The sequence below is a fragment of the Paenibacillus graminis genome (genome assembly GCF_000758705.1).
In the GTDB taxonomy this organism is placed as follows: Bacteria; Bacillota; Bacilli; order Paenibacillales; family Paenibacillaceae; genus Paenibacillus_AQ; species Paenibacillus_AQ graminis.
In genome coordinates this window covers 1,291,692-1,315,524 of the sequence record NZ_CP009287.1, presented here as the reverse complement: position 1 = coordinate 1,315,524, position 23,833 = coordinate 1,291,692, and the positions used below count along the sequence as shown (strand labels likewise).

The following is a 23,833-nucleotide window of genomic DNA, read 5'->3' as shown; positions in this document are numbered from 1 at the left end:
CCCTACAAAGATGGAATACATAGAGTAGTAGGACGATTCGGATAAGCCCGAGTAAGAAAGGCCTTAGTGAACACAAGGCGGCTGCACGAGCCGCAGGAAGGAGAAGCTATGAAGAAACAGCCCGATCATAACCGGATTACGCTGCTCGTTGTCCGCGAAGCCGGGCGTCCGGTAAGACAGCTTCAGCTATCCAAACCGCTCGCTCTGGTGCTGCCGGCCGCAGCGGCCCTTTCTCTCTCCAGTCTGGTCACCTCCATGCATTTTCATGCCTCCCGCTCCATATCCGAGCTGGAAGCCGAAGCTGCAGCACTGTCCCTGACCAATCTGCGGATGGAAATGAAGGTAGCCGATAAGGATAAGGCCTTGCTGCAGCTCCGCAGTCAGGTAACCGAACTATCGGAGGAAGCAGACCAGATTAAAGAAAAGCTGAAAAGTGTCAGCGAATTGGAACAGCAGCTTCAGTCCCTGATTGACAAAGACAGCAGTGCGGCCTCCGGCAGTAAGGAAGAAACCTCTGCTACCAAGAGCTCCGCCCCCGCAGGCAAACTGCCTATAGTCTCTGCGGCGGCAGCTGCAACTGCACTTCACAGTCTGACAGGCATACCCAGCAGTCCCCCTGTTGTCGTCTCTTCTGTCTCTGCCATCCCCCCGCTGTCTGCTGTACATTTCCGTCTGGATGCGATGCCGGCAACGTTTGGCAGCACCGTCACTCCGCAGGTCGGCGGAGAATATATCGCGGTCTACCAGAATGATCCCCTGGAATTGGTACGGGAGACGAAGGATGACTATGAGGAAATCCGCAGCATGCTGGATGAAATGATGAGCAGTATCACTTCAACCATTACAGAGGCTCAAGAGGCAAATACCGCCAAGGCCAATCTGCAGGCCAAAAAGGCACGCGCTGAAAAAGCCCGGCTGGCACCGGCGGTCATCTGGCCTACACACTCCAAAGTGATCACCTCCAGCTTCGGCTACCGTTCTGACCCTTTTAATGGAGTTTCGGCCTATCATTCCGGCATTGATATTGCCGGCAGCATCGGTGATCCTATTTATGCAGCAATGGACGGTGTGGTGACTTCCGCCGAGCAAATGGGCGCACGCGGCAAATATATTATTCTCCAACACGATAACGGACTGGAGACCTGGTACATGCATTTGAACACAATGCTTGTTGCTCCGGGCACCAAGGTCAGCAAGGGCCAGAAGATCGCCCTGCTCGGCAATACCGGACGCAGTACAGGACCCCATCTTCATTTTCAGGTAGTCAAACAAAACAAGCCGGTCAATCCCTTGGGTTATGTCCAGCCATAAGCCGGGAACTGGAATAGATATGAAGGAGGATGAAAGCATGTGGGGGAAAAATAAACTGCAACTGCCAGTAAAGCCTACCGACTCCTTAATCGGGCACGGTGGCACTTTGGAGGGCAAATTGAACTGCGACACAAATTTGCGGATCGAGGGCAACTTCAGCGGAGAAATTCACTGCCAGGGAACGGTTACTGTCGGTGAGCAGGGAACCGTCCGTTCCAGTATCAGAGCACAGGACATCATCATCGCAGGCAAAGTTTACGGTGATGTGATTGCTGACCAGCGGCTGATGATGACAGACACCGGACAGCTGCATGGCAATATTCTGGCCGGCAGCCTAAGCATCATGGAAGGCAGCGTGCTCAATGGCTCCGTTGCCATGGCCGAAGAGCCCGCCACAGAAAAAGCAGGCGGACTTCAGAAAAAAGAGCATGCGGACAAAGCCGGCAAACGCGGCTCCAAACAAGCAGAAACGGCTTAGCCGCTAAGACATGTCAATTGTTATATTGGCACAAAACGCCTTGAAGCAGGCGAAAATACGGGAAATCGGCCCGGGCTACGCCGCAACGTCTCTTTTACGGAATACAATCCATGACACCAGCATGAATATCAGATAATAGACGGCAAGCACCACGAGGGCGAATCCCAGCGTGGAACCGCCTGGACCTTTGTCTGTCAGCAAATAGCCATGCAGATCCATGTGGGTGAAGATCAGGTATTTGGCCCACTCGTAACGCTCAGGGCTGAAGATCGCCGCGATAATATCCTTGGCGAACATAATGAACAGCGACAATCCGATGGCCAGCCCGCTTGCACGGAATACACTGGAAACCATGAAGGCCAGCGCAGCGGTGACAAACAGCTCGGCATAGCTGCACAGGATGCCCAGGAATGTGTACTCAGCCGGACTCCAATCCGATACGGAAGCTCCTCCAAGCCCGGACGAAGACGAGAATATCATCGCCGACACATATCCGAAAACGATCAGCACAGCGGTGCTCAGCAGGCTGAACAGGATCAGGGAAATATACTTGGACAGCAGTATTTTGGAACGGCTCCAAGGGCGGATCAGCAGCAGCTTAATCGTTCCCCAGGAAAATTCGCCCGCTACGGAGTCGGAAGCGATCACCACGGTAAAGATCGTATTCAAGAAGAAAGAAACACTCACGGTCGTCTGGAAGCTGTTCCACAGTTCTGTTGTGGAGGGATCACTGCTGGTAAAGTAGAACAATGCCGGAAACAGTGCGCTCATCACCGCCAGAATTATCAGCATAATCCATGTGCGTATACGACTGTAGATTTTGACGTTCTCATTATGTATGAGAGCCGCGAAATTACCCAATGCCTTCACCTCCGGTGATTTCCAGGAATTGATCCTCCAGTGAACGGGACAGCACCCGAATACCGTAGACCTTAACTCCGCCCGTTACCAGCTTCGCATTCAGCTCCGCGATCACTTCGCGGTCCGCTGCGACGGCAACTCCTCCATCCTTCAGGACCCCGGTCCCCAGCAGAACCAGCGCGGCTTCAGGATCACTAACCTCAAACAGCGTCTCGCCGGCAGGCAGTATTTCAGACCCTACGGCTTTGAGCTGCTTCACGTCAATCAGTTTGCCGTTCTGGATGATCGCCACCGAGTCACACATCAGCTCCATCTCGGACAACAGATGGCTGGAGACGAACACCGTAGTTCCCTCCTCCTGGCACAAACGGCGCAAATAGTCACGCAGCTCGCGAATTCCCTGCGGATCAAGGCCGTTCGTCGGTTCATCCAGAATCAGGAGCTTCGGACGGTGCAGCAGCGCCTGAGCTACACCCAGCCGCTGGCGCATTCCCAGCGAATAAGTTTTCACCTTGTCATGAATCCGCTGCCCCAGTCCGACCAGCTCTACAACCTCATTAATCCGCTTCTTATCCACACCGGGAACCATACGCGCGTATTGGCGCAGATTCTGGTAGCCGGTCAGGAACTTGTACATCTCCGGATTCTCTACGATCGCTCCAATATTCGCCACAGCTTCTTCAAAATGATCTTTAATGCTGCGGCCGCAAATCAGGATATCCCCGCGGCTGATCGAGATCAGTCCGACCATCATGCGAATAGTGGTTGTTTTGCCGGCACCATTCGGCCCGAGGAATCCAAAGATTTGTCCGGGCGGGATATCAAGCGTCAAGTCGCTGACCAGCGTCTTGCTGCCGATTTTTTTGGTTACGCCCATCAGACTGGCAACGGGCTTCACCACTTCTGCCGTGTTCGGCATGGTCTCACTTCCTTTCTTGTAAAAGTGCCTGAAAAATCTAAGGCTCCTATTCGGTGGCTAGCCGTAACTGCGGGGAATGTTTGGACTTCCGGCCGCTGTTGTTCACAGATTTCTTGATTGGAACCACTTTATGTGGTTGAAATCCGTGAACAAAGGCGAACGCATTCGCTCCTCCAGTTCCAAACTTCCCCTCCGTTACTTACACCTTTTAAAGTACCAGAAATTTTCAGTCCACTTTTTTATTCTACCACAACTTCCCTTTTTCCTGAAAACCGGAAAAAAGTGCAGCAATAGTAAAAGGGACAACCTCCCTCCGGTTAAGGAGGGGATGTTGTCCCTTTAGATCAGCCAGCCAAGATAGCTGTTTGCATTACGGGGCGGTTAGCCGCCAACACGGGCAAGTTCGCGCATATTCGCTTCGAACGCAGCCATCAGGGCAGCTTCGCCGGTCAAGCCGGTCTGTTCCACCTTGCGGATCTGCTCCATCATCCGTTTGTAATCCTTCGGAATCACACGGGCGAATTTCGGCAGGGCCTCATCCCATGCATCGAGGATACGTTGTCCGGCATTGCTGCCGGTAAGCTCGGTATGACGCGCAATCAGACCCTGAAGCTCGGCAATTTCCGCTGGCTCCTCCACGCGTTCCAGAAGCACCATTTCCAGGTTGCAGCGCTTGATGAACGTATTGTCCGGATCGTACACGTAGGCGATACCGCCCGACATACCTGCCGCAAAATTGCGTCCGGTGGCGCCAAGCACAACCACACGGCCGCCGGTCATGTATTCACAGCCATGGTCGCCTACACCTTCAACAACCACGTTTGCTCCGGAGTTGCGGACGGCGAACCGTTCTCCGGCAATGCCGCTGATGTATGCCTCACCACTGGTAGCCCCGTACAGCGCCGTGTTCCCGATGATGATATTGTCTTCAGCAGCAAAAGTCGCCTGAGGGGATGGCTTAATGATCAGCTTCCCGCCGGAAAGCCCTTTGCCGACATAGTCATTGGAGTCGCCTTCAACGGTGATGGTGATTCCCTTCGGCACAAATGCGCCCAAACTTTGTCCAGCTGAACCGGTGAAGTGCAGACGGATTGTATCATCCGGGAGGCCGGCAGCACCGTATTTGCGTGTCAGCTCACTGCCCAGGATCGTACCAACCGCACGGTTAACGTTCGTGATCGGCAGCGAAGCCTCAACTGCAGTGCCGGATTCCAGAGCCGGTGCGGCCAAATCCAGCAGCTTCGACATATCCAGTGTTTCTTCGAGGCCATGATTCTGGCGTTGACTGTTGAAGCGCGTGCTTCCTTCCGGCATAGCCGGGGTGTGCAGCAGGCTGCTCAGATCGACACCTTTCTTCTTCCAATGGCTGGAGGCTTTCACTGCATCCAGGCAATCGGTACGGCCAACCATTTCTTCGATTGTACGGAAACCAAGTTCCGCCATGATCTCACGGAGATCCTGAGCCACAAAGGTCATGAAGTTCACGACGTGCTGCGGATCACCGGTGAAGTTCTTGCGAAGCTCCGGATTCTGTGTAGCTACGCCAACCGGACAGGTATCCATTTGACATACCCGCATCATGATACAGCCCACAGCCACAAGCGGTGCGGTGGCAAATCCATATTCTTCAGCCCCCAGCAGCACAGCGACAGCGAGGTCGCGTCCGCTGAGCATCTTGCCGTCTGTTTCGAGCACAACACGGTCACGCAGATTGTTCAGCATCAACGTCTGATGCGTTTCGGCCAGACCCAGCTCCCAAGGCAGACCGGCATGGCGGATGGAGTTCATCGGCGATGCGCCGGTACCGCCATCGTAGCCGCTGATCAGGATAATATCGGCACGGCCTTTGGCTACTCCGGCGGCAATCGTTCCGACACCGACCTCAGACACGAGCTTAACATTAATGTTCGCACGGGGATTGGCATTCTTCAGATCGTAGATCAGCTCAGCCAGATCCTCAATGGAGTAAATATCATGATGCGGCGGCGGGGAGATCAGACCTACACCCGCTGTGGAGCCGCGCACTTCGGCTACCCAAGGGTATACCTTGCGGCCCGGAAGCTGTCCGCCTTCACCCGGCTTCGCACCCTGCGCCATCTTGATTTGAATCTCGTCGGCGTTCACCAGATAATTCGAGGTCACCCCGAACCGTCCCGATGCCACCTGCTTGATCGCACTGCGGCGCGAATCGCCGTTGCTGTCCGGAGTAAAGCGGGCCGGATCTTCTCCGCCTTCACCGGTATTGCTCTTGCCCCCGATGCGGTTCATAGCAATGGCGAGTGTCTCATGCGCTTCCTTGCTGATCGAGCCGAAGGACATGGCGCCAGTTTTGAACCGTTTCATGATAGATTCTGCAGATTCAACCTCATTCAGCGGAACCGGTGCATTCACAGGCTTGAACTGGAGCATGGAACGCAGAGTCTGATGCTTCTCGCTTTCGCCTTGCACCAGTGCAGCATACTTCTTGTACAGCCCGTAATCGCCGCTCCGCACGGAGTGCTGCAGCAGATGAATGGTCTGGGGGTTGAACAGATGCTCTTCCCCGTCGCTGCGCCACTGGTATTCACCGCCGGAATCGAGCACCTTGTCATTGCCGTCCTTGTCTGTGAAGGCGCGGTTATGATGCGCAAGGGATTCAGCCGCCACTTCTTCCAGGCCGATGCCGCCAATGCGGGAAGGCGTCCAGGTAAAGTAACGGTCCACGAATTCCGCATTCAGACCTACAGCTTCGAAAATCTGTGCGCCACGGTAGGATTGAATCGTCGAAATGCCCATTTTGGACAGGATTTTTACTACGCTCTTCGTCGCAGCCTTAATATAATTCTTCACAGCCTTCTCATGCGAGATTCCGCGCAGCAGGCCTTGGCCAATCATGTCGTCGAGACTCTCGAAAGCAAGATACGGGTTAACCGCACTTACCCCATAGCCTAGCAGCAGCGCATAATGATGGACTTCACGCGGCTCACCGGACTCCAGCAGAATGCTGACCTTGGTGCGTGTTCCCGAGCGGATCAGGTGGTGATGCAGGCTGGAAACAGCCAGCAGTGCCGGAATAGCGGCATTCTCACGGTCTACGCCGCGGTCGGACAGAATCAGAATGTTATGTCCTTTGGCCATGACGCGGTCAGCAGCCTCATTCATCCGCTCCAGTGCGATGCGCAGCCCTTCCGCTCCAAGCTCTGCCGGGAACAGAATCGGAATCGACATCGACTTGAACCCTGCACGGCGGACATGCCGGATCTTTGCGAAATCCTCATTGGACAGAATTGGTGATTCCAGTGAAATCTGCCGGCAGCTTTCCGGTTCCGGCTTGAGCAGATTGCGCTCAGGTCCGATGGTTGTAGCAGTGGAGGTAACAAGTTCTTCGCGAATCGCATCGATCGGCGGATTGGTTACCTGGGCGAACATTTGTTTAAAATAGTTATAGAGACGCTGTGGCCGGTCCGACAGTACGGCCAGCGGGGCATCATAGCCCATCGAGCCGACAGCCTCAGCACCGGTGGAAGCCATGGGCTCCAGAACCTTGCGCAGATCTTCAAAGGTATATCCGAAGGACTGCTGCAGCTGCTGCACATTGTCATGCTTCGGATTCGGCAGCTCCGGCGCATCAGGAAGCTCGTCAAGGCCGATCAGGTGCTCATCCAGCCACTGGCGGTAAGGCTGCTCGGAAGCAATAGCGGCTTTGACCTCTTCGTCGGAAATGATCCGGCCTTCCTTCGTATCCACCAGCAGCATGCGTCCTGGTCTCAAACGGTCTTTGTATAGTACATCCTCAGCAGGAATATCAAGCACGCCTGCTTCCGAGGATAGGATAATCAAGTCATCTTTGGTTACATAATAACGCGCCGGACGCAAGCCGTTGCGGTCAAGGATCGCACCGATCTGAACGCCATCGGTGAAGCCCATTGCGGCCGGTCCATCCCAAGGCTCCATCAGCGTGCTGTGGTATTCATAGAACGCCTTCTTCTTCTCGTCCATGCTGTCATGGTTGCTCCAAGGCTCAGGAACCATCATCATGGCTACATGCGGCAGAGAGCGTCCGCTGAGGTACAGGAACTCGAATGTGTTGTCGAACATGGCCGTATCGGAGCCGTCAGGATTCACTACCGGCTTGATCTTGCCCAGGTCTTCCCCGAACACTTCGCTCTTGAACAGCGACTGGCGCGCATGCATCCAGTTCACGTTGCCGCGGAGAGTATTAATTTCGCCGTTGTGAATCATGAAACGGTAAGGATGCGCACGTTCCCAGCTTGGAAACGTGTTGGTGCTGAAGCGGGAGTGAACCAGCGCAATCGCCGATTCCAGCGTCTCATCCTGCAGATCCAGATAGAACTGTCCTACCTGCGCAGTAGTCAGCATGCCTTTGTATACAATCTTCCGACAGGACATGCTAGGCACATAGAAGGATTCACTCTCTTCTGCTCCGCCATAGCGGATGGAGAGCTCAGCGCGTTTGCGGATGACATACAGCTTCCGTTCAAACGCCAGATCATCCCTGATGCCTTCGGAGCGTCCGATAAATACCTGGCGCACATAAGGCTTGGCCGCCTTGGCGGTCTTGCCCAGCATCTCGTCAAAGGTAGGTACATCGCGGTAGCCGAGGACTTGCTGGCCCTCCTCGGCAATGATTTCGCTGAGCAGCGCTTCGTGACGGGCACGGATTTCCTCGTTGTGAGACAAAAAGATCATACCCACGCCATAATGTCCCTGCTCAGGCAGTTCAAAGCCAAGCTTGCTGGCTTCCCCGGCAAAGAAACGGTGCGGAATTTGCAGCATAATGCCGGCTCCGTCACCTGAGTTTGGTTCTGCTCCCTGGCCTCCCCGGTGCTCCATGTTGAAGAGCATGGTCAAAGCGTTACTTACAATATCATGGGACGGCTTGCCTTTGATATGGGCGACAAACCCCATTCCGCAGGCATCCTTTTCGAATTGGGGATCGTACAGGCCCTGTTTGGCGGGCAGTTCAGTGTGTCTCATTGTACGCAACCTTTCTATTATAAAGTAGACGGATTTCAGGAAAAATTTTCAGAGGGAAATCTTAATAAATATTCAAGACAGATTGGTTATATTATTTTATCATCGACCTGACATGAGCGCAATTTAAACTTTTTTATGAGCTTGATTAACAAATGCTTTTGCGTTACAGCTTTAGTGAATAAAAGCGTAAAAAATCTTAGTTATGCATAAATATGCATCAAAAACGAATAAGAACTTATTCAATGAAAACGCTCCATTCATTTTCCTGACACATTCATGGCACTTTTTTGGCTGTATTATTCCTGAATAAGGAAAACGGTTTTATAATACGAGCCCGGGAAGAGAATTCTGTAAAATTGATATACATGCTTCATTTGAGCCGACGAGGCACATAAGATTAATTTCTATATAAGTTGAACTTTTGTTTTACATTGTGGGGGATGGTCGTCACTGCGGGGAATGTTTGGACTTCCAGCCGCTGTTGCCGTAAGAATTTCTTGATTGGAACCGCCTTTAGCGGTTGAATTCCGGTGACAAAATTCTTTAAGTTCAACTTATATAGAACACAATTACCCTGGATGGTAAATAAAGGCTGGAGCGGACAGAGTCACGATCATTCTGCGATTCATACGGACACACTCTGTCTGTTTCCCCATATCATAACAAAAGAACGCCCCGGAATGGAGCGCTCTTGTTTGTTTTTCCTATAAATAGCCCGCTGTTATACAGTCAGTATTTGTTCATTCTTCACGGCGACCTCATTATCCCGGTCACGGGTCATGAAGTAGGTGAAGGTAAAGGCCAGGAATACGACTCCGTAAACCGCCAGCAGACCAGCGTCGCTCCACATTGCGCTGAAATTACCGGTGGAAATCACAGCCTTGAAGCCTTTGACACTGTAGGTCATAGGCAGCAGCGGGTTGAAGAATTTCATCCAGGACGGAATCAGCTCAAGCGGGAAGGTTCCTGCGCTTGTGGTCAACTGGAAGATCAGGATAACAATGACAACGAACCGTCCAGGCTGATCCATCCAAGTGACAATGGCTTGGATCATCCACATAAAGGCGATGCTTGTAATGAAGGTAAAGGCATAGAACAGCGGGACATTCTGTACATTCAGGCCCAGTCCATACAGAACAATAATGGCAGCCATCAAGGACTGGAGCACACTCATCATCGAGAAGGTAAGCGTGCGGCTGATGAAACGGTTGAACCGGCTTGCGCCGATAACCTCAGAGTCGCGCATCGGAATTACCAGGGTGCAGATCAATGCACCAACGAACAAACCTAGAGACAGGAAGTAAGGGGCAAAACCTGTGCCGTAGTTTGGCACCGCACTCACTTTTTGCACATCAATCTGTACCGGCTGGGCGAACATGGATACAAGCTTATCGCTTGAGTTCACTGAGCTGGTCTGCGCTGCGGCATCACCGAGCTTCGTTGCCAGCTCGCCCGAGCCGCTCTTGAGGTCATCCAGCCCATTCTTAAGCTGTCCGGCTCCATCGCTAAGCTTCTTCGAGCCGTCTGCTACTGAACTGAGGCCGCTGCTCAGTTGTCCGGCTCCGGCCAGCAGCTTCGTTGTTCCGGCTTCAAGCGTTTTGCTGCCGTCAGCCAGCTTGGCCCCGCCTGCTGCAGCTTCGTTCAGCTTCGCGCCGAACTGCTTCATGCCTGCGGCCAGTTTGCTGCCGCCGGTTTCCAGCGCTCCGGCTCCGGCCAGGAGCTGCTTTTGTCCATCCAGCAGCTGGGTGCTGCCGGCATTCAATTGCTGCGCTCCGTCATGCAGCTGGGTGACACCGGCATCCAGCTGCTGCGAACCGGCGTGCAGTTGGTTCGCTCCCTGCACCAGCTGCTCCTGGCCGCTGTGCAGCGCAGTTGCGCCCTCGAGGAGCTGCTGCTGGCTCTGATCCAGCTGTGCGGTGCCTTGGGCGACTGCCGCGCTTGCTGCCAGCAGCTTCTGCACATCCGGGCTGGCCGCCAGCTGCGGATTGGATTTGGCCAGCTGCTGCAGGCCATCCGCTACCGCTTTAGCTCCTGCGCTGGTCTTCGCGCTGCCATCCTTCGAAGCCTGAAGTCCGGCTGCCAGCTTCGCGCTGCCGTCCATGGAGGAGGTAAGTCCAGCGGCAAGCTTCGCACTGCCGTCGACAACAGTCTGGGTACCGGCTTGAAGCTTAGCCGTTCCATCCACCGCAGACTTCGTGCCTGCTTGCAGCGCGGCTGCACCGGCTGCCGTCTTCTGTAATCCGGCATTCAGCTGTTTGCTGCCTGCTGCCGTCTGGGATACGCCGTCCTGGAGCTGCTTATGCGCTGAGGACAGCTGCTGGAGTCCGCCCGCAAGCGTGCTGCTGCCTGTATGCAATGCGGCCGCACCGTTGTTCAGATCCGCTACACCCTTTGTAAGCGGGGCTGCACCATCCAGCAACTTGCCGGTGCCTTCGGTCAGCACAAGCAGATTATCCTTCAGCTTGAGCGCACCGTCATCCAGCTTGGAGGCACCGTCCGCAATCTTGGTGGCGCCGTCTCCCGCTTCTCCAAGACCGCTTCCGATATCTTTGATTTTGTCAAAAACAGAAGTGGTATAAGCTTCAGTAATTTTGGCTGATACTTTAGTCTTGATATCTTTTACAGCCGTACCGCCGATTTGACCGGCCAGGAAGTTGTAGCCTTCATTTGGCTCATAAATAATTTTGGCTGGCTTCGGGTCTGCTTCCAGCAAGGTCGTGGCACTCTGGGAGAAATCTTCCGGAACCACAATAGCCATATAGTAGGTGTTATCCTTCAAGCCGGCCTCAGCCTGCGCCCGGGTTACAAAGTTCCATTTGAACCCGTCGGTCTTCTTAAGCTCTGTCACCAGGTCATTCCCTGCTGCAAGCTTCGTGCCTTCATAGTCGGCACCTTTATCTTCATTGACTACTGCGACAGGCAGCTCATTCATCTTGCCGTACGGGTCCCAGAATGCCTTCAGGAACAATCCGCTGTATAGTACCGGAATGAACAGGACGACAAACATGGGAATCAGCACCTTGGGATTCTTGAGCGCTGCGCCCAGGTCCTTGGCAAATACGGATAAAGATTTCATTCTGGTTCTCTCCTTCTGATCATATGCTCTCTTTAAAATGCTATAAAACTGTTTTAAGAATGCGGTTCTTTTGAAAACTTGCAGTAACACCGAGTGACCGTTTTACCCAATTGGTCAATGGAGAGCAAATAAAAACTCCTACCGGAGTCGATTGAAGCTGCCCATTTCACAAGTTATGAAGTTACTCTGCAAGCCCCTCTGCCAGAAACAGATGAAAATAGGATTTGATCTGCTCCTTCGTTAAGGGTACATGTACCTTGCTCAGTTCGGCTGTAAGCACAATATACAACCTGAACATCACCAGCGATACAATCTTGGGTTCACAGGGCTTGACTTCCCCCTGGGTTATCGCATGCTCCACCTCCCGCTCCAAGTATTCCAATACGACGTTCTCAATCTTATCGAGTCCTTCATTAGCCTGTGGGGTTCCGAAATCACGGCTTTCCTGGGACAGCTTGATGAACAATTCATGTTCACTGCGGAATTCCAGCAGGGCATCCAGAACACGGTGCAGATTATCAAAAAAAGACCGGTCCCGCTTGATTTCCCGCTCAGCAATCCCCTTCATATCCATTATGACATCACGAAGAATCTCATCAAACAACTGCTCCTTGTTCGTAAAAAAGGTGTAGATGGTTCCTTTGCCGACATTGGCGATCTTCGCGACCTGGTCCATTGTAGTCGCTTTGTAGCCAAATAATGAAAAAGACTTGGTCGCTGCCTGGAGCACCTGCTGCCTTCGATCTACCACAGCCACCTGCGCACTTCCTCTCTTTCTGAATTAATGCAGTCATCATAATGTGACTGTTTTACTATTTCGGTCAATCGGTCAATACCCACTTTATCACTTTGCCTCCGCGTTTGCAATACTTGGGCGCAATCTTTATTTTTTTATTTTTTGCAGTGTTTTAACTTTCTATTTACGTCTTATTTGTATAATGTGAGAAAAGAGACAATTTCCCTAGTATAATGTAAGAGAAGATTTATCCTACCCAATGAAAGAAAGTAGCAGGTGAACTTATGCGAAAGAAAAGAGTACTGCTGTTTTCGGAAGGCTTCGGTACGGGCCATACAGGGGCAGCCTATGCTCTGGCCGAAGGAATTAAGCGGCTTAGCCCGGATGTGCAGTGCAGGGTGATTGAGCTTGGCAAATTCCTTAATCCTACGGTCGCTCCCTGGATTCTTTCAGCTTACCGCAAAACAGTCAGCAGCCAGCCGAAGCTGGTCGGCATGATGTATAAGACCCAATATCATAAATCTCTGAACCGGTTGACCAAGCTGGCACTTCACCGGATTTTTTATACACATGCCTCACAGGTCATCGAGCAGCTTAAGCCCGATCTGATTATTTGTACGCACCCGCTTCCAGCAGCTGTCATTTCCCGGTTGAAACAGCAGGGGCTCGATGTGCCTCTGTATACGTTGATTACAGATTATGATGCACACGGAAGCTGGATTAATGAGGAGGCGAACCGCTACCTGGTGTCCACTTCCCGGGTCAAGTCGATTCTCACCGGCCGCGGCGTATCTCCAGAGAAAGTAGCGGTTACCGGAATTCCTCTGCACCCCAAGTTCTGGGGGCGTTCGAACAAAACACTGCTCCGCAAGGAACTGGGGCTGGCCGATATCCCTACAGTGCTGATTATGGGCGGCGGCTGGGGGCTCATGTTCGGGAAGGATGTTATGGACTCGCTCACTGCGAGGGTGGATCATATCCAACTGATCTTCTGCATGGGCAGTAACGAAAAGCTCGTAGCCAAAATGCGGGCCAATCCGCTCCTGAACCATCCCAACGTGAAAATTCTGGGGTACAGCAGCGAGATTAACAAGCTGATGGACGCCTCCGATCTGCTGATTACCAAACCTGGTGGAATGACTTGTACGGAAGGCCAGGCCAAGGGTATTCCGATGCTTTTTTACAGCGCCATTCCCGGCCAGGAGGAGAAGAACTGCCAATACTTCGTAGAATTGGGGCTGGCCGAAGTGCTGGATTCGGATGTGGTGGACAAATGGTTCTCACTGCTGCTGCGTGAATACGCAGGCTTGGAGGAGCTGCGCAGACGCCGTACCGCCCCTGATCGCCAGCAGCCAAGCCACTGTGCATCCACCGTATTGCAGTTGCTGGGCAAGTCTGCAGCCGGAATGCCCCAGGATCCTCGCGGCGCACGGGCGGCTGTAGCCGCAGCTGCCGCCACCCAGCCGCGGAACGAAGAAGCGGTATATGTTACACCTTAAGCGAAGAGACAGCTTTGGAAAGATTCTAGAGTCAAAAAACGGTACCGGCCTCATATGGCCGGTACCGTTTTTTGATGTGTAATACAGGCGGTTTAACTCCGCTTCCTTCTCTACGCCGCCTCATGACCAGGTTAAACCATGCCCGGCAAAAACTTTTACAAAATACTCCACAGATTTCTGCAAGCGCATTGGGATGGCGGATATCCGCAGGTATCATGCTGCGACAACCGCAGGTTTTCCCGTGATATAAACCGAACTAAAAATTATATGAATAGAGCTAGTCACCCTTAGTGGGAAAAGGCACCATTTATCAAGCTCATTCGGCTTATGATGTAGCCTATGTTGGAAAAAGTATCACTAATCAAGCTCATTCGGCTTATGGAGTAGCCTATGTTGGAAAAAGTATCACTAATTCGGCTGAAGGCGGCTGTATGGGATGAATAGGCAGCAATTAGTTGTACAAAATCCAACTAAAACCTTCTGCAGCCAGGATTTCAGCGAATTAGTTTTACTTTTTCCACTTAGATTTAGTTCCTGATGAGCCTCACCTATGTTCCCGAGCTTTCAGGTTCTCCAGTTCAATTCATATAGTCCGTTTATTTATAAAAAGTATGATTGCCGATGGTTTTAGCATATTGTCTGGAATGATGTACCGTGAGATCCTGGGCAAGCTTCAGCGACAGGAAAAAATACGTATCGTCCGTTACTGCTTTGGTTCCGGAGAGCGCGGCGGTGACGGCTTTAATAGAGTCTGCGTTTGGCTTCACACGCTTAAGACGCCCGTTGGCCACAGGACTGAACTGACTCTTCTGATAGATCACATCATGTATGGTATCGGGAAAATTGGCTGACCGCAGCCGGTTCAGAACAACGTTGGCGACTGCCACTTTGCCCTGGTACGGTTCGCCTTCTGCTTCTGCCATAACGATTTTTTGCAGCAGTAGCAGGTCTCCTTCGGATACTGCGTAGGTCCAGGTCGCTTGATTTCGCTGATCCTGGCTTAATAGCTTTGTCCGAGAGAAGAACAATTGTGTGGGGGGATGTTGCTGAATTGCCGTTTTTTTCGTAAGTACGGTCTGGCTCCCCTTAGCCGCCGCCGTCTTGGCCGCTTGCTGCGCCATGGGCGGAGTTGACTTCACCACAGCTGCCTTTTGCCGGAGAATATCAGTCTTGGCGGCTGCGCCTTGCGGCTTCAGTATATCCAGACTGCTCCATTCTGCGGCATGCCTGATCTTCTGGGTTTGGACCAGATAGGCGGCTGTGGTGTAAAGCATGGGTCCCGAGGAACTCTTAGTCCTCAGCAAAGCTGTTAAGGCTTGACTAGAGCTTATCCGGTCAGATGGATGAGCGTTCGACTGCAGCTGATTCATTTGTACTGTATCTTTGCCCTTGGCGGGACCTACAAGGCCCATCAGGCTTATCGCAGAGAAACACACTAGAATAACGCCAACAAGCAGCGCAATACAGCGGTTTTGTTTGAAAATTACCATTATTTACCTCCTATTTTACGGCACACTCCTATTGTATGTAACCGAAAATGGAAGCTTTGAAAACTTTCTTGCCGATTTTCTATCAGAAAAACGTAAATTTTTCGATCATTTCATACATAGGAATGGCATGCATCCTGGTAGCATACACCACAAAACCGTCCACCGTCCAGTCCGCGATGTCAGATTCCCCCTCCCCTGAGGCTTCCTCAGTGCGCAAAAGAGCAAGCTTTTCCAGACTGAAAGGCAGCTCATTCCGATATTTGCGGGCCAAGGTGAGATGAGGTTTAAACGCTCTCGCTTCGGGTATGAAACCAAGAGGACGGGTAACGGAAATCACACGCTTTTGAAGATCCTTCAGCTTGTCCGTTTCTCCCGAAACCCCCGCCCAAAGCACCTTTGGCGATTCAGGGCGCCCAAAAGTCCCCCACTCCGTAAGCCGCAAATGAAAGGGGGAGCAAGCTGCGGGGATCTCCTTCAAAGCTTCAAGCAGGCCGGGAATTGACCGTTTCGGCGTATCTCCGAGAAACTGCAGGGTAATGTGATAATCCTCAGAATGTGTCCATTTGGCAAAATTCAGTTTGCCCGACAAGACACTGCGTTCCTTTTCCAGTTTTACACACAGCGCAAAAGGAAGCTTTAGCGCGATGAACAGCCGCTCCATTTCTGCTTCAGACACCTTACGTTCCATCTCAATTTCACCTTTCAGGGCAGATTTGTTATCCTTATTCTATACAGCATCAGCGAGCTCTATTAAATAATCTCACGGAGGGAATCCTATTGACGAAATCCATCGTTTGTTTACAGAAACTATCACACCGGCAGCAGGACTTAATCCGTGACGCTGCTCCAGGCTATACACTGACCCTGGGAGACGGCAAAGCCCCTGACCTTGCACAGCTCGCCGAAGCCGAAATTGTCATCGGCTGGGGCAAGGGGATTAGCGATACGCTGTTAAGCTCTGAATCACCGCTGCGCTGGGTGCAGACCTGGTCGGCTGGAGTTGAGAAGCTTCCTCTTACAGCCATGGAGAATAAAGGAATTCTGTTAACCAACGCCAGCGGTGTGCACGCCGAACCGATTACGGCGGTAATCTTCGGCTTCATGCTGCTCTTCACCCGGAATCTGCATACAGCGGTCCGCAACCAGTTGAACCGAAAATGGCACTCTGAAGGCAGCGAGAGCGAGCTGACCGGCAAAACCGCCGTCATTGCCGGTACCGGCTCCATCGGCAGTGAAACGGCCAGAATCGCCAAAGCCTTCCGGATGACGACCTTAGGTGTAAGCCGCTCCGGCGAGCCGGCCGAAGGCTTCGATGAGGTCTATACCACTGACCGGCTTCAGGATGTTGTGAGCCAAGGGGATTTCCTGATCAACACCCTACCGCTTACAGATGAGACACGGCTTATGTTTGGTGCGGAAATTTTTGCAGCCTGTAAGCAGGGCTCCTATTATATCAATATCGGCCGCGGAGCCACAACCGATACCCAAGCTCTGATGGATGCCCTGAACAGCGGACACTTGGCCGGTGCCGGTCTCGATGTATTCGGGACGGAGCCCCTGCCGGAAGACCATCCGCTGTGGGGAATGGAGCAGGTCGTCATCACGCCGCACTGTGCCGGGGTAACTGACCGTTATGCCGACCGGGTGGTTGAGATTTTTATAGAGAATATGAAATCCTATTTGAAATCAGGAACTCCTTCACGTAATCTCGTAGACTACAGCCGCCAGTATTAAGCGGAGGAGCACTTGGCCGGCGGTGCTCCATCAACGGCATTTCTGCCGTTGTTTCCAGCCAAACTGGCCGGCGGCGCTTCAAACAAAACGGGTGCTGTCCTCTCTCAAGGACAGCACCCGTTTCATATTTAGCGAAGAAGCCGCTCACCCGCAAGCGTCCGCTGCTCACAGCTCAGCTATACTTGAAACCGCGTCACTGATTCTTCAAGCTCTGCCAGCATGGTTCTTAGCTGTACGATGCCTGCTGCCACCTCATCGGTCGCACTGACCTGCTCATGGGCTGATGCTGACGTCTCTTCGACACTGGCCGCCGATTGCTGAGCCAGGGCTGAGATGTGCTGGCTGAATTCATTCATGGTTTCGCTGGCCCCGGTCATTTGCTGCAGATCATTGCCCATCACTTCAATGGTACCGGCCATCACATGGACGGACTGATTGATCTCTGCCAGGGCTTGGCCCGTTTCAATGATTTGCCGGCTGCCTTCCTCTGTCTTCTCCACACCGCTGCGCAGCCTCTGAACCATTTCCCTCGAATCCTCCTGGATGCCCTGTGTGATACCGGTAATCTCCGAGACAGTCTGCTGCACATCCTCCGACAGCTTACGGACCTCCTGCGCCACTACGGCAAATCCGCGTCCGCTATCCCCGGCTCTGGCCGCTTCAATCGCAGCATTAATCGCCAGAAGATGGGTCTGTTCCGAGATGCTCCGGATCGAGCCCACCAGCCGGAATATGCCCTCATTTTTGAGGTTCAGCTCTTCCACCGTTTTCATGGACTGCGACACCACCTCGGCAATACTACTCATTTGTGCGACTGAGCTTTCCATCAATTCCTTACCCTTGTCGCCCTTCAACCGGACCTGCTCGGAATGCTCCGACAGTTCCATGCCTTTGCCGGCAAAATCCTCAATCAGCCGGTTCAGCTCCTCCACAGCCCGGGAAGCATCAACAGCTGCTTCGGCCTGGCTTCCCGACGCTTTGGCAAGCTCTTCCATGGTTAGGGCTATCTGGCTGCCGCCTTCCTTCGTTTGGTTCGCATTATTCAGAAGGCCCTCGCTCTGCTCCGCAATAATCCGGGCAACGTTTCTAATCCGGCCGACAATTTCATGCAGGGTCCGGTTGGTCCCGTTCACCGTCTTGGCCAGCAGGCCGATTTCATCCGTGTTGGAAATAAGTGTATCCGCAGCGGTCAAATCCCCGCTGGCGATGCGCTGAAGATGCGCGGTCACTTTTTTGACCGGATTAATCAGCAAACGCCGGATAAGCATGTTGATTCCTCCGATCACAATCAGCACCAGCAGCACCGTGACTAGACTCAGAGATTGTGCAGTATGAAAGATTCCGGATGACAGCTTTCCCTTATCTTCCGCTTCATCCTGACTGGAATTCACCAGTTTCTGAAGGTCAACCTGCATAGCGTTGAAGGCGGATATGCCTTTTTGCGAGACCTCCAATGCAAGCTTCTCATCGCCTGAGCCGCTAAGCTTGATGGCTTGGTCATTAATCGTCATAAACGCCTCCCATTTGCTGCTGAGGGCCCGGAATTGCTGCAATTGTACGTCCTTACGGAGTCCGGCCTGATAGCTCTTCATGGTATCAGCTATTTTACGGATATATACATCCCGCTCCTCTTCAAGCGCCGCCTTGTTCTTCCCTTCCGTATCGAGAATATGCTGCATGCTGATAGACATAATATGTTCTGTATAGTAATTAATATTATGTATCTGATTCAGTGCGGGCATCATCTTATTTACAATTTCCCCCGTATTCTTATGCATTCCGTTCATTTGATAGAGGGAGACTCCCCCTAATACCATAACCAGTATGGCCAAAACCACATAACCGGAGGCGATTTTAATCGCGATGCTGCTTCTGATTTTCGCTGCACCCTGCTTCAATAATCCATTCCATCTGCCTGCGGAACCTTCCATCGCCAGCCCCTTCTTCATACCTGCGCCCCCTTAAGCTTTTGCAAAACATAGCATAGACTTCCATTTGTTTCTTTTCATTTTCACGAATAGGCACAAATAAAGACTTTAGTCTTTATTTCGGCAGAACAAACTGAGATTTTTATACTACGAAAGGTATGTGAATAGGATATTAGAAGGATGTAAGATGTACGTAAAACGGCTCTGCCGGTACTTTACTCCAAGAAAGACCCCGTGCCGCCGCACGGGGTATAATGTATGCAAAGTTGGTAGGCATTGCCTGCTACCTTTAACTGTCAGAAATACTGCTACTCCAGGATTACGTCATCTATATATACTGTAGCCGCACTGTCTGAAGAATAGATTTCCAAGCCCATTGCGCGAACCATAGTTTTATCGATCTTGACCTTTCCTGTCCAGTCAAAACCGTTCAGATCAAGCGAAATCCATTGATATTGATCGGTCAGGGCCACTTCATCTGTATTGGCCCAGTCCCAGTTCGCTCCACTTTTCAGGAACACCTTGCCCTTGGCGGTTCCCGCGGAAACCCGGACATGGAGTTTCAGTGTGCCGCCGTTGCTCAGATCCTGATCGCCTACAAAGTTCAGGTCAAAGACATTTGCGGCAGCTGTATCAAGCGGATAGTCCGCGCTCAGTACGCCCTTGCCGCCGTCAGTTGCCGGGCTTAAATGGCTGGCCCCCATAGTATTGGTTCCGAAAGTCCAGCCTTGCTCAGAACCTTCGAAGTCAAACAGCATCCCGGGAGCGGTCCCCCCGCCGTCGCTTCCTCCAGGAACGGTCCCGGCATCCGGATCATTGACCGCCTTGATGTCGTCAAAGTACATCGAAGATGTCAGCTGCGTGCCGTCCGGCTTGGCATTGGTATAGATCGAGAACTTTTGAACATCCTTCAGGTTGGTCTTGGTCAGCGTTCCTGTTGCGCCATTGGCCGGGACGAATTCACTAAACTTTGCAGTCACAAGTGCCGCCTGCTCAGTAGTAGTGTCGGGATAGTACTCATAAGTGCTTCCGCCTGCATTAATCTGTATTACCAGCTTCTGCCCCTTGGCATCCGGCTTATACCAGAATTGCAGTGCGTTGAAGCCGGTCCAGTCAACATTAAGCGCCTTGGTCACGCCGGCATATCCGCTCGCGCCCAGTGTATAGGTATACTTCATGCCGTAGCTGCCGCCATGTTTGTTCGCATCCAGCGCCGTTTCCGTTGCATCGCCTCCCGCATGGACAAATTTCGTGTTCAGCGCCTCGTCACTGCCCAGATAGCTCTCGAAATCGTCGACCACAGCCGGGTCAGAGCCAGTTTCTACGTAAGTACTGTATAATCCGATATTGTCGATATATACCGGAATGCTGCCGCTTGCCAGTCCGCTGCCCACAATGGAAACTGCAATATCGTCGGCTGCCAGGAGCGCAGCTGCATCGGTCATATCAATTGTTGGTGTGAAATGCACATACTCCACGCCATCAATGGTTTCCTTCGGCAGATCCGCAAAAGAAATCTGGGTGGTCCCGATTCCATACTTGCCGTTCCAATCCGGAGGCAGCTGCACGACAGCCTGCAGACTTGCATTGCCGTTCTCCGGCTGCGCTGTGGCCGGCACCCATACATCAAGCTTAACGCGCGTCGCCTCTGTCAGGTAGACGCTGTCTATAACCGACTTAGCGTTCTTAAGCTCCAGCTTCAGCTCCTGCCAGGTATCCGCAGGGTTCATCCCGCTTGCATTGACCTTCAGCACACCGCTGCCGTTGAACTGCCCCGGCCCGATGGAGTCAATTGCCGCTTGATAGCCGCCGTTGCTCTGAACACCGTCAATGCCGTTGTCGAACGTATAGGCTCCCAGCAGCACTTCGCTGATTTTTACAAAAACGGAGTTCGTCTGCTCTAATAATACAGTCCCGTCTTCACTGTATACCTTCACCGTTACCGCGGCAATTTTGCCGTTCAGCTTTGCATCCGGCGACCAGTCCGCGACATAAAATCCGGTTTCCGGGTCCAGCACGAGCGGCGTTTCCAGGGCCGATTCACCCACCGTGTACACCACTTTTGCCGGTGACCCGTTCAGGACGCGGACACGGATCAGGGTTGTGCCTTCCGCCACTGTAGCCTGATTAGTCGGAGAAGCTATGTGCATGAAGACCTGCTCCCCGGCAGTGTCAACAGCTTGTGTGTAAGCTCCGTTGATTTCTCCGCTGAACAGTGTATACGGATCGTCGAAGAAGGACTTAAAGTCAGCCATCATCTGATGCTCTTGTCCTGAAGCGAGCGGATAGGGAACATAAGAGTTCTCGCTAGGAGTAAAGTCGGCCCAGGTCAGCATGAAGGCCATTCTTTTGGCATCCGGGTTGGATTTCAGCGCTGTGGCGAGACGGGTGTAGAAGTCCGGAGTGGAGTTGCCCGACACTTTCATGTTCTGATAACCAAATTCGGTCAATGCCGCAATCTTGTGTTTTGCATCGGCAATCTTTGAGAGGGTTGCAGCTTCTGTTGCGACGCCGTCGAACCAGCTTTGCCCTTCCCCGTTGTAGTAACTGTCGAAGCCCAGAACATCTACATAATCGTCACCCGGGTAGGTTTCGAGATACTGCTGCTCATTTGTGCCAAACCCGCCGCCGGGAGAATACGCGTACAGAAAGTTGTGGACATTCTTAATATCCCGCAGATATTCCACAGTGTACCGGTATAACTCTTTGTACTGGTCTTCCGTTGTAAAAGCGCGCCCCCACCAGAACCAGCTGCCGCTCTGTTCGTGGAACGGGCGGAAAATAACCGGAATGGAACTGCCGCTGTCATCCTTCAGACTGTTCGCAAACACCGCAATATTATCCAGAAAAGCGTTGAACTCAGCATGCTTGTCGCCGCCGGGCAGGATATGCGAGACGACCGAGCCCTTGAGGTCATAGAAATCGCCGCCGGTCACAAAGTTAGGCATATGGGCGCTAAGTGTTAGCACACCGCCCGCTTCATAAGCATGTTTCATGCTGTCAGCGAGGTTATCAATACTGGCATACACATCTCCCGCCACACCCGGCTTTTCTTTGCCCTCCAGGCTGAGCGTATCCCAGCCGAACAGGGCGGGATGCGCACCCACGACATTTTTCACATCGGATTCGGTTCCGTCGCGCTTCGCGATCGATTGACCTTCGTCCGTTGCGTGCTGCTGCCCGAAAAGCGTGCCTGTGCCCCGGACATCGTCAAGATAGACGAACAGTGACCGGGTAGCAGACGACGCGTCAGCATCCGCAAGATTCACGACTCGCGGGGACGGCTCGGTTCCTCCATTGCCACTGCTGGGAGCAGGGGTGGCCGGTGGTTCTGTCCCTCCATTACCGCTGCCCGGAGTAGGTGTGGCCGTCGGTTCTGTTCCTCCGCTGCCGCTGCCGGGCGCAGGTGTGGAAGCTGGTTGGCTTGGAACTGGAGTGCCTCCAGCTGCAGTCCATGGCGAGGCTGCTCCACCTTTCACCATATAAGTTCCGGCAGCAAGAGGCTGTCCATTCAGAACAACCGATCCTGCACGGACATCCAGCTTGCTGACCGTACCCTTGCCCACAATAGAGGTGCCGGCGGCACCGGCAGCGATTACAACCTCGGAAATCACTGCATCCGTTTCCATTTCGATTATCGAAGCGCTTTCAATTTCCATCCGCTTGATAGCTGTAGCACCCGTGCCAACGATCCGCACCTTACCGTCTGGACGGTTGACGACAACATGTGCAAGCTTGGCACCCTTCATATGAATGGAATGTTCCCCGCCTCCGGCAATGTAAACGTCACCCTGCACCGTTACTTTCTCCAGAGAAGCCTCGCCGTTGCCGATCCCGGGGGCCAAATACAAATTGCCTGAAATTACGTTGTCTTTAAGAGTAACTCCGGTATGGTTGACCAGCACATTGCCCTGTACAGCTCCCCCGTCAGCAGTCCCGGCCGTGTGGTGGTAGCGGCTGACCAGCCTGTCGACAATGCTGACCGTCTCCGCTCTAGTAACCGGACTGTCCGGGCGGAAGCTGCCATCCGGGTATCCTTGGAGTGTTCCCTGCAGCGCCCGGACAGCTTCCTTGGCATAGCTGCTGATAGCCGCATTGTCCGTGAATGAAGCCGAAGCCGCTCCCGCACTTGGTTTAAGCGAAAAAACCGCTGCCAACAAGGCGGCCGCATCCTGGCGGGTAACTTGTGTATCCGCTTTCGCTTTGTTGTCCGGGAAGCCTTTATAATAGCCGGCTTGTCTGGCAACCGACAGGTCCCTGGCATACCAGACCCCGGCCGGCACATCTGCAAAAGACGTCTCCGATGCAGCACTGAAGCCGAACAGTTTGTTCACCATGCTGACCAGCTCAGCCCGTGTCACCTTGTTGTCCGGTCTGAACGAGCCGTCAGGATAACCTTGAATTACTCCATTCCCCTGCCACTTGGCAATGCTGTCCTTCGCCCAATGCGTCCCCAAATGTTCATCCTGCTTGACGTAAGCAAGCGCAGGTGCCGCCGTTGAGACAAGCATAATGGTGGTCAGGAGCGTTGTGAGCCCTTTTTTGAACCGCTTCATTCAATCATCCTCCTCCGTAAGTGTAAGTGCTTTCAAATCCAAGGAAGCACAATAACTACATTGGCAATATTAGCATTATAAATGCTATTTAACAATAACAAAAATAAAATTCTCATTAAACTTTTCATAATTCATTGGTTGAATAAAACAGATACAGATATCAGTAAATTTATAAAACTCAATAAAAGCAAGGATTATCCTTTACGTTCTCCGCTGTTCAAATTCCAGATACCAATTACAAACCCCTACAAAAATTAATAACAAAATA

At 52.5% G+C, this 23,833-nt stretch carries 13 protein-coding genes; 4 read left to right on the top strand and 9 right to left on the bottom strand.

The window, feature by feature from the left end:
- Window positions 1–108: 108 nt before the first annotated feature.
- Window positions 109–1,311 (top strand): M23 family metallopeptidase, encoded by a 1,203-nt coding sequence (locus tag PGRAT_RS05555; protein ID WP_025703724.1) that lies wholly within the window; start codon window positions 109–111, stop codon window positions 1,309–1,311.
- 37 nt (window positions 1,312–1,348) lie between these two features.
- Window positions 1,349–1,789 (top strand): bactofilin family protein, encoded by a 441-nt coding sequence (locus PGRAT_RS05550; protein ID WP_025703723.1) that lies wholly within the window; start codon window positions 1,349–1,351, stop codon window positions 1,787–1,789.
- Window positions 1,790–1,864: 75 nt separating this feature from the next.
- On the opposite strand, the gene PGRAT_RS05545 is transcribed toward PGRAT_RS05550, so the two are convergent.
- From PGRAT_RS05545 to PGRAT_RS05525, 5 genes are all read right to left on the bottom strand, one after another.
- On the bottom strand, window positions 1,865–2,650 hold the full coding sequence (locus tag PGRAT_RS05545; protein ID WP_025703722.1) for an ABC transporter permease: 786 nt from the start codon (window positions 2,648–2,650) through the stop codon (window positions 1,865–1,867).
- On the bottom strand, window positions 2,643–3,569 hold the full coding sequence (locus PGRAT_RS05540) for an ABC transporter ATP-binding protein (RefSeq protein ID WP_025703721.1): 927 nt from the start codon (window positions 3,567–3,569) through the stop codon (window positions 2,643–2,645). Before PGRAT_RS05540 ends, PGRAT_RS05545 begins: the two co-directional genes overlap by 8 nt.
- Window positions 3,570–3,950: 381 nt before the next feature.
- Window positions 3,951–8,546: a glutamate synthase large subunit gene (gene gltB, locus PGRAT_RS05535; protein ID WP_025703720.1), complete on the bottom strand. Its 4,596-nt coding sequence runs from the start codon at window positions 8,544–8,546 to the stop codon at window positions 3,951–3,953.
- A 721-nt stretch (window positions 8,547–9,267) separates the two neighbouring features.
- Entirely contained in the window at window positions 9,268–11,622 is a 2,355-nt protein-coding gene (locus PGRAT_RS05530) for a YhgE/Pip domain-containing protein (protein WP_025703895.1), read from the bottom strand.
- A gap of 181 nt (window positions 11,623–11,803) precedes the next feature.
- The gene (locus PGRAT_RS05525) at window positions 11,804–12,379 is read right to left on the bottom strand and encodes a TetR/AcrR family transcriptional regulator (RefSeq protein WP_025703894.1); all 576 of its coding nucleotides are present in this window, start codon (window positions 12,377–12,379) and stop codon (window positions 11,804–11,806) included.
- 263 nt (window positions 12,380–12,642) lie between these two features.
- On the opposite strand from PGRAT_RS05525, the gene PGRAT_RS05520 reads away from it, so the two are divergent.
- Window positions 12,643–13,857, top strand: a complete 1,215-nt coding sequence (locus PGRAT_RS05520; protein WP_042266171.1) for a UDP-N-acetylglucosamine--LPS N-acetylglucosamine transferase — start codon at window positions 12,643–12,645, stop codon at window positions 13,855–13,857.
- A 596-nt stretch (window positions 13,858–14,453) separates the two neighbouring features.
- Here PGRAT_RS05520 and PGRAT_RS05515 read toward each other — a convergent pair.
- Both PGRAT_RS05515 and thpR read right to left on the bottom strand, forming a co-directional pair.
- Entirely contained in the window at window positions 14,454–15,347 is an 894-nt protein-coding gene (locus PGRAT_RS05515; RefSeq protein WP_025709126.1) for a cell wall hydrolase, read from the bottom strand.
- Window positions 15,348–15,429: 82 nt separating this feature from the next.
- Window positions 15,430–16,035, bottom strand: a complete 606-nt coding sequence (gene thpR / locus PGRAT_RS05510; protein ID WP_036707190.1) for an RNA 2',3'-cyclic phosphodiesterase — start codon at window positions 16,033–16,035, stop codon at window positions 15,430–15,432.
- An 89-nt stretch (window positions 16,036–16,124) separates the two neighbouring features.
- On the opposite strand from thpR, the gene PGRAT_RS05505 reads away from it, so the two are divergent.
- On the top strand, window positions 16,125–17,081 hold the full coding sequence (locus tag PGRAT_RS05505) for a D-2-hydroxyacid dehydrogenase (RefSeq protein ID WP_042266170.1): 957 nt from the start codon (window positions 16,125–16,127) through the stop codon (window positions 17,079–17,081).
- Window positions 17,082–17,257: 176 nt separating this feature from the next.
- Here the strand turns inward: PGRAT_RS05505 and PGRAT_RS05500 are convergent, their stop codons facing one another.
- The gene (locus PGRAT_RS05500) at window positions 17,258–19,030 is read right to left on the bottom strand and encodes a methyl-accepting chemotaxis protein (RefSeq protein WP_025703585.1); all 1,773 of its coding nucleotides are present in this window, start codon (window positions 19,028–19,030) and stop codon (window positions 17,258–17,260) included.
- A 287-nt stretch (window positions 19,031–19,317) separates the two neighbouring features.
- Window positions 19,318–23,565, bottom strand: coding sequence for a glycosyl hydrolase (locus PGRAT_RS05495; protein ID WP_047171578.1), 4,248 nt, complete (start codon window positions 23,563–23,565; stop codon window positions 19,318–19,320).
- Window positions 23,566–23,833 lie beyond the last annotated feature (268 nt).

Bases quoted from the DNA above. Each gene is read 5' to 3' on its own strand.
- PGRAT_RS05555 (WP_025703724.1), top strand. From the start codon at position 109: ATGAAGAAACAGCCCGATCATAACCGGATTACGCTGCTCGTTGTCCGC.
- PGRAT_RS05550 (WP_025703723.1), top strand. From the start codon at position 1,349: ATGTGGGGGAAAAATAAACTGCAACTGCCAGTAAAGCCTACCGACTCC.
- PGRAT_RS05540 (WP_025703721.1), bottom strand. From the start codon at position 3,569: ATGCCGAACACGGCAGAAGTGGTGAAGCCCGTTGCCAGTCTGATGGGC.
- gltB (WP_025703720.1), bottom strand. From the start codon at position 8,546: ATGAGACACACTGAACTGCCCGCCAAACAGGGCCTGTACGATCCCCAA.
- PGRAT_RS05530 (WP_025703895.1), bottom strand. From the start codon at position 11,622: ATGAAATCTTTATCCGTATTTGCCAAGGACCTGGGCGCAGCGCTCAAG.
- PGRAT_RS05520 (WP_042266171.1), top strand. From the start codon at position 12,643: ATGCGAAAGAAAAGAGTACTGCTGTTTTCGGAAGGCTTCGGTACGGGC.
- PGRAT_RS05515 (WP_025709126.1), bottom strand. From the start codon at position 15,347: ATGGTAATTTTCAAACAAAACCGCTGTATTGCGCTGCTTGTTGGCGTT.
- thpR (WP_036707190.1), bottom strand. From the start codon at position 16,035: ATGGAACGTAAGGTGTCTGAAGCAGAAATGGAGCGGCTGTTCATCGCG.
- PGRAT_RS05500 (WP_025703585.1), bottom strand. From the start codon at position 19,030: ATGAAGAAGGGGCTGGCGATGGAAGGTTCCGCAGGCAGATGGAATGGA.
- PGRAT_RS05495 (WP_047171578.1), bottom strand. From the start codon at position 23,565: ATGAAGCGGTTCAAAAAAGGGCTCACAACGCTCCTGACCACCATTATG.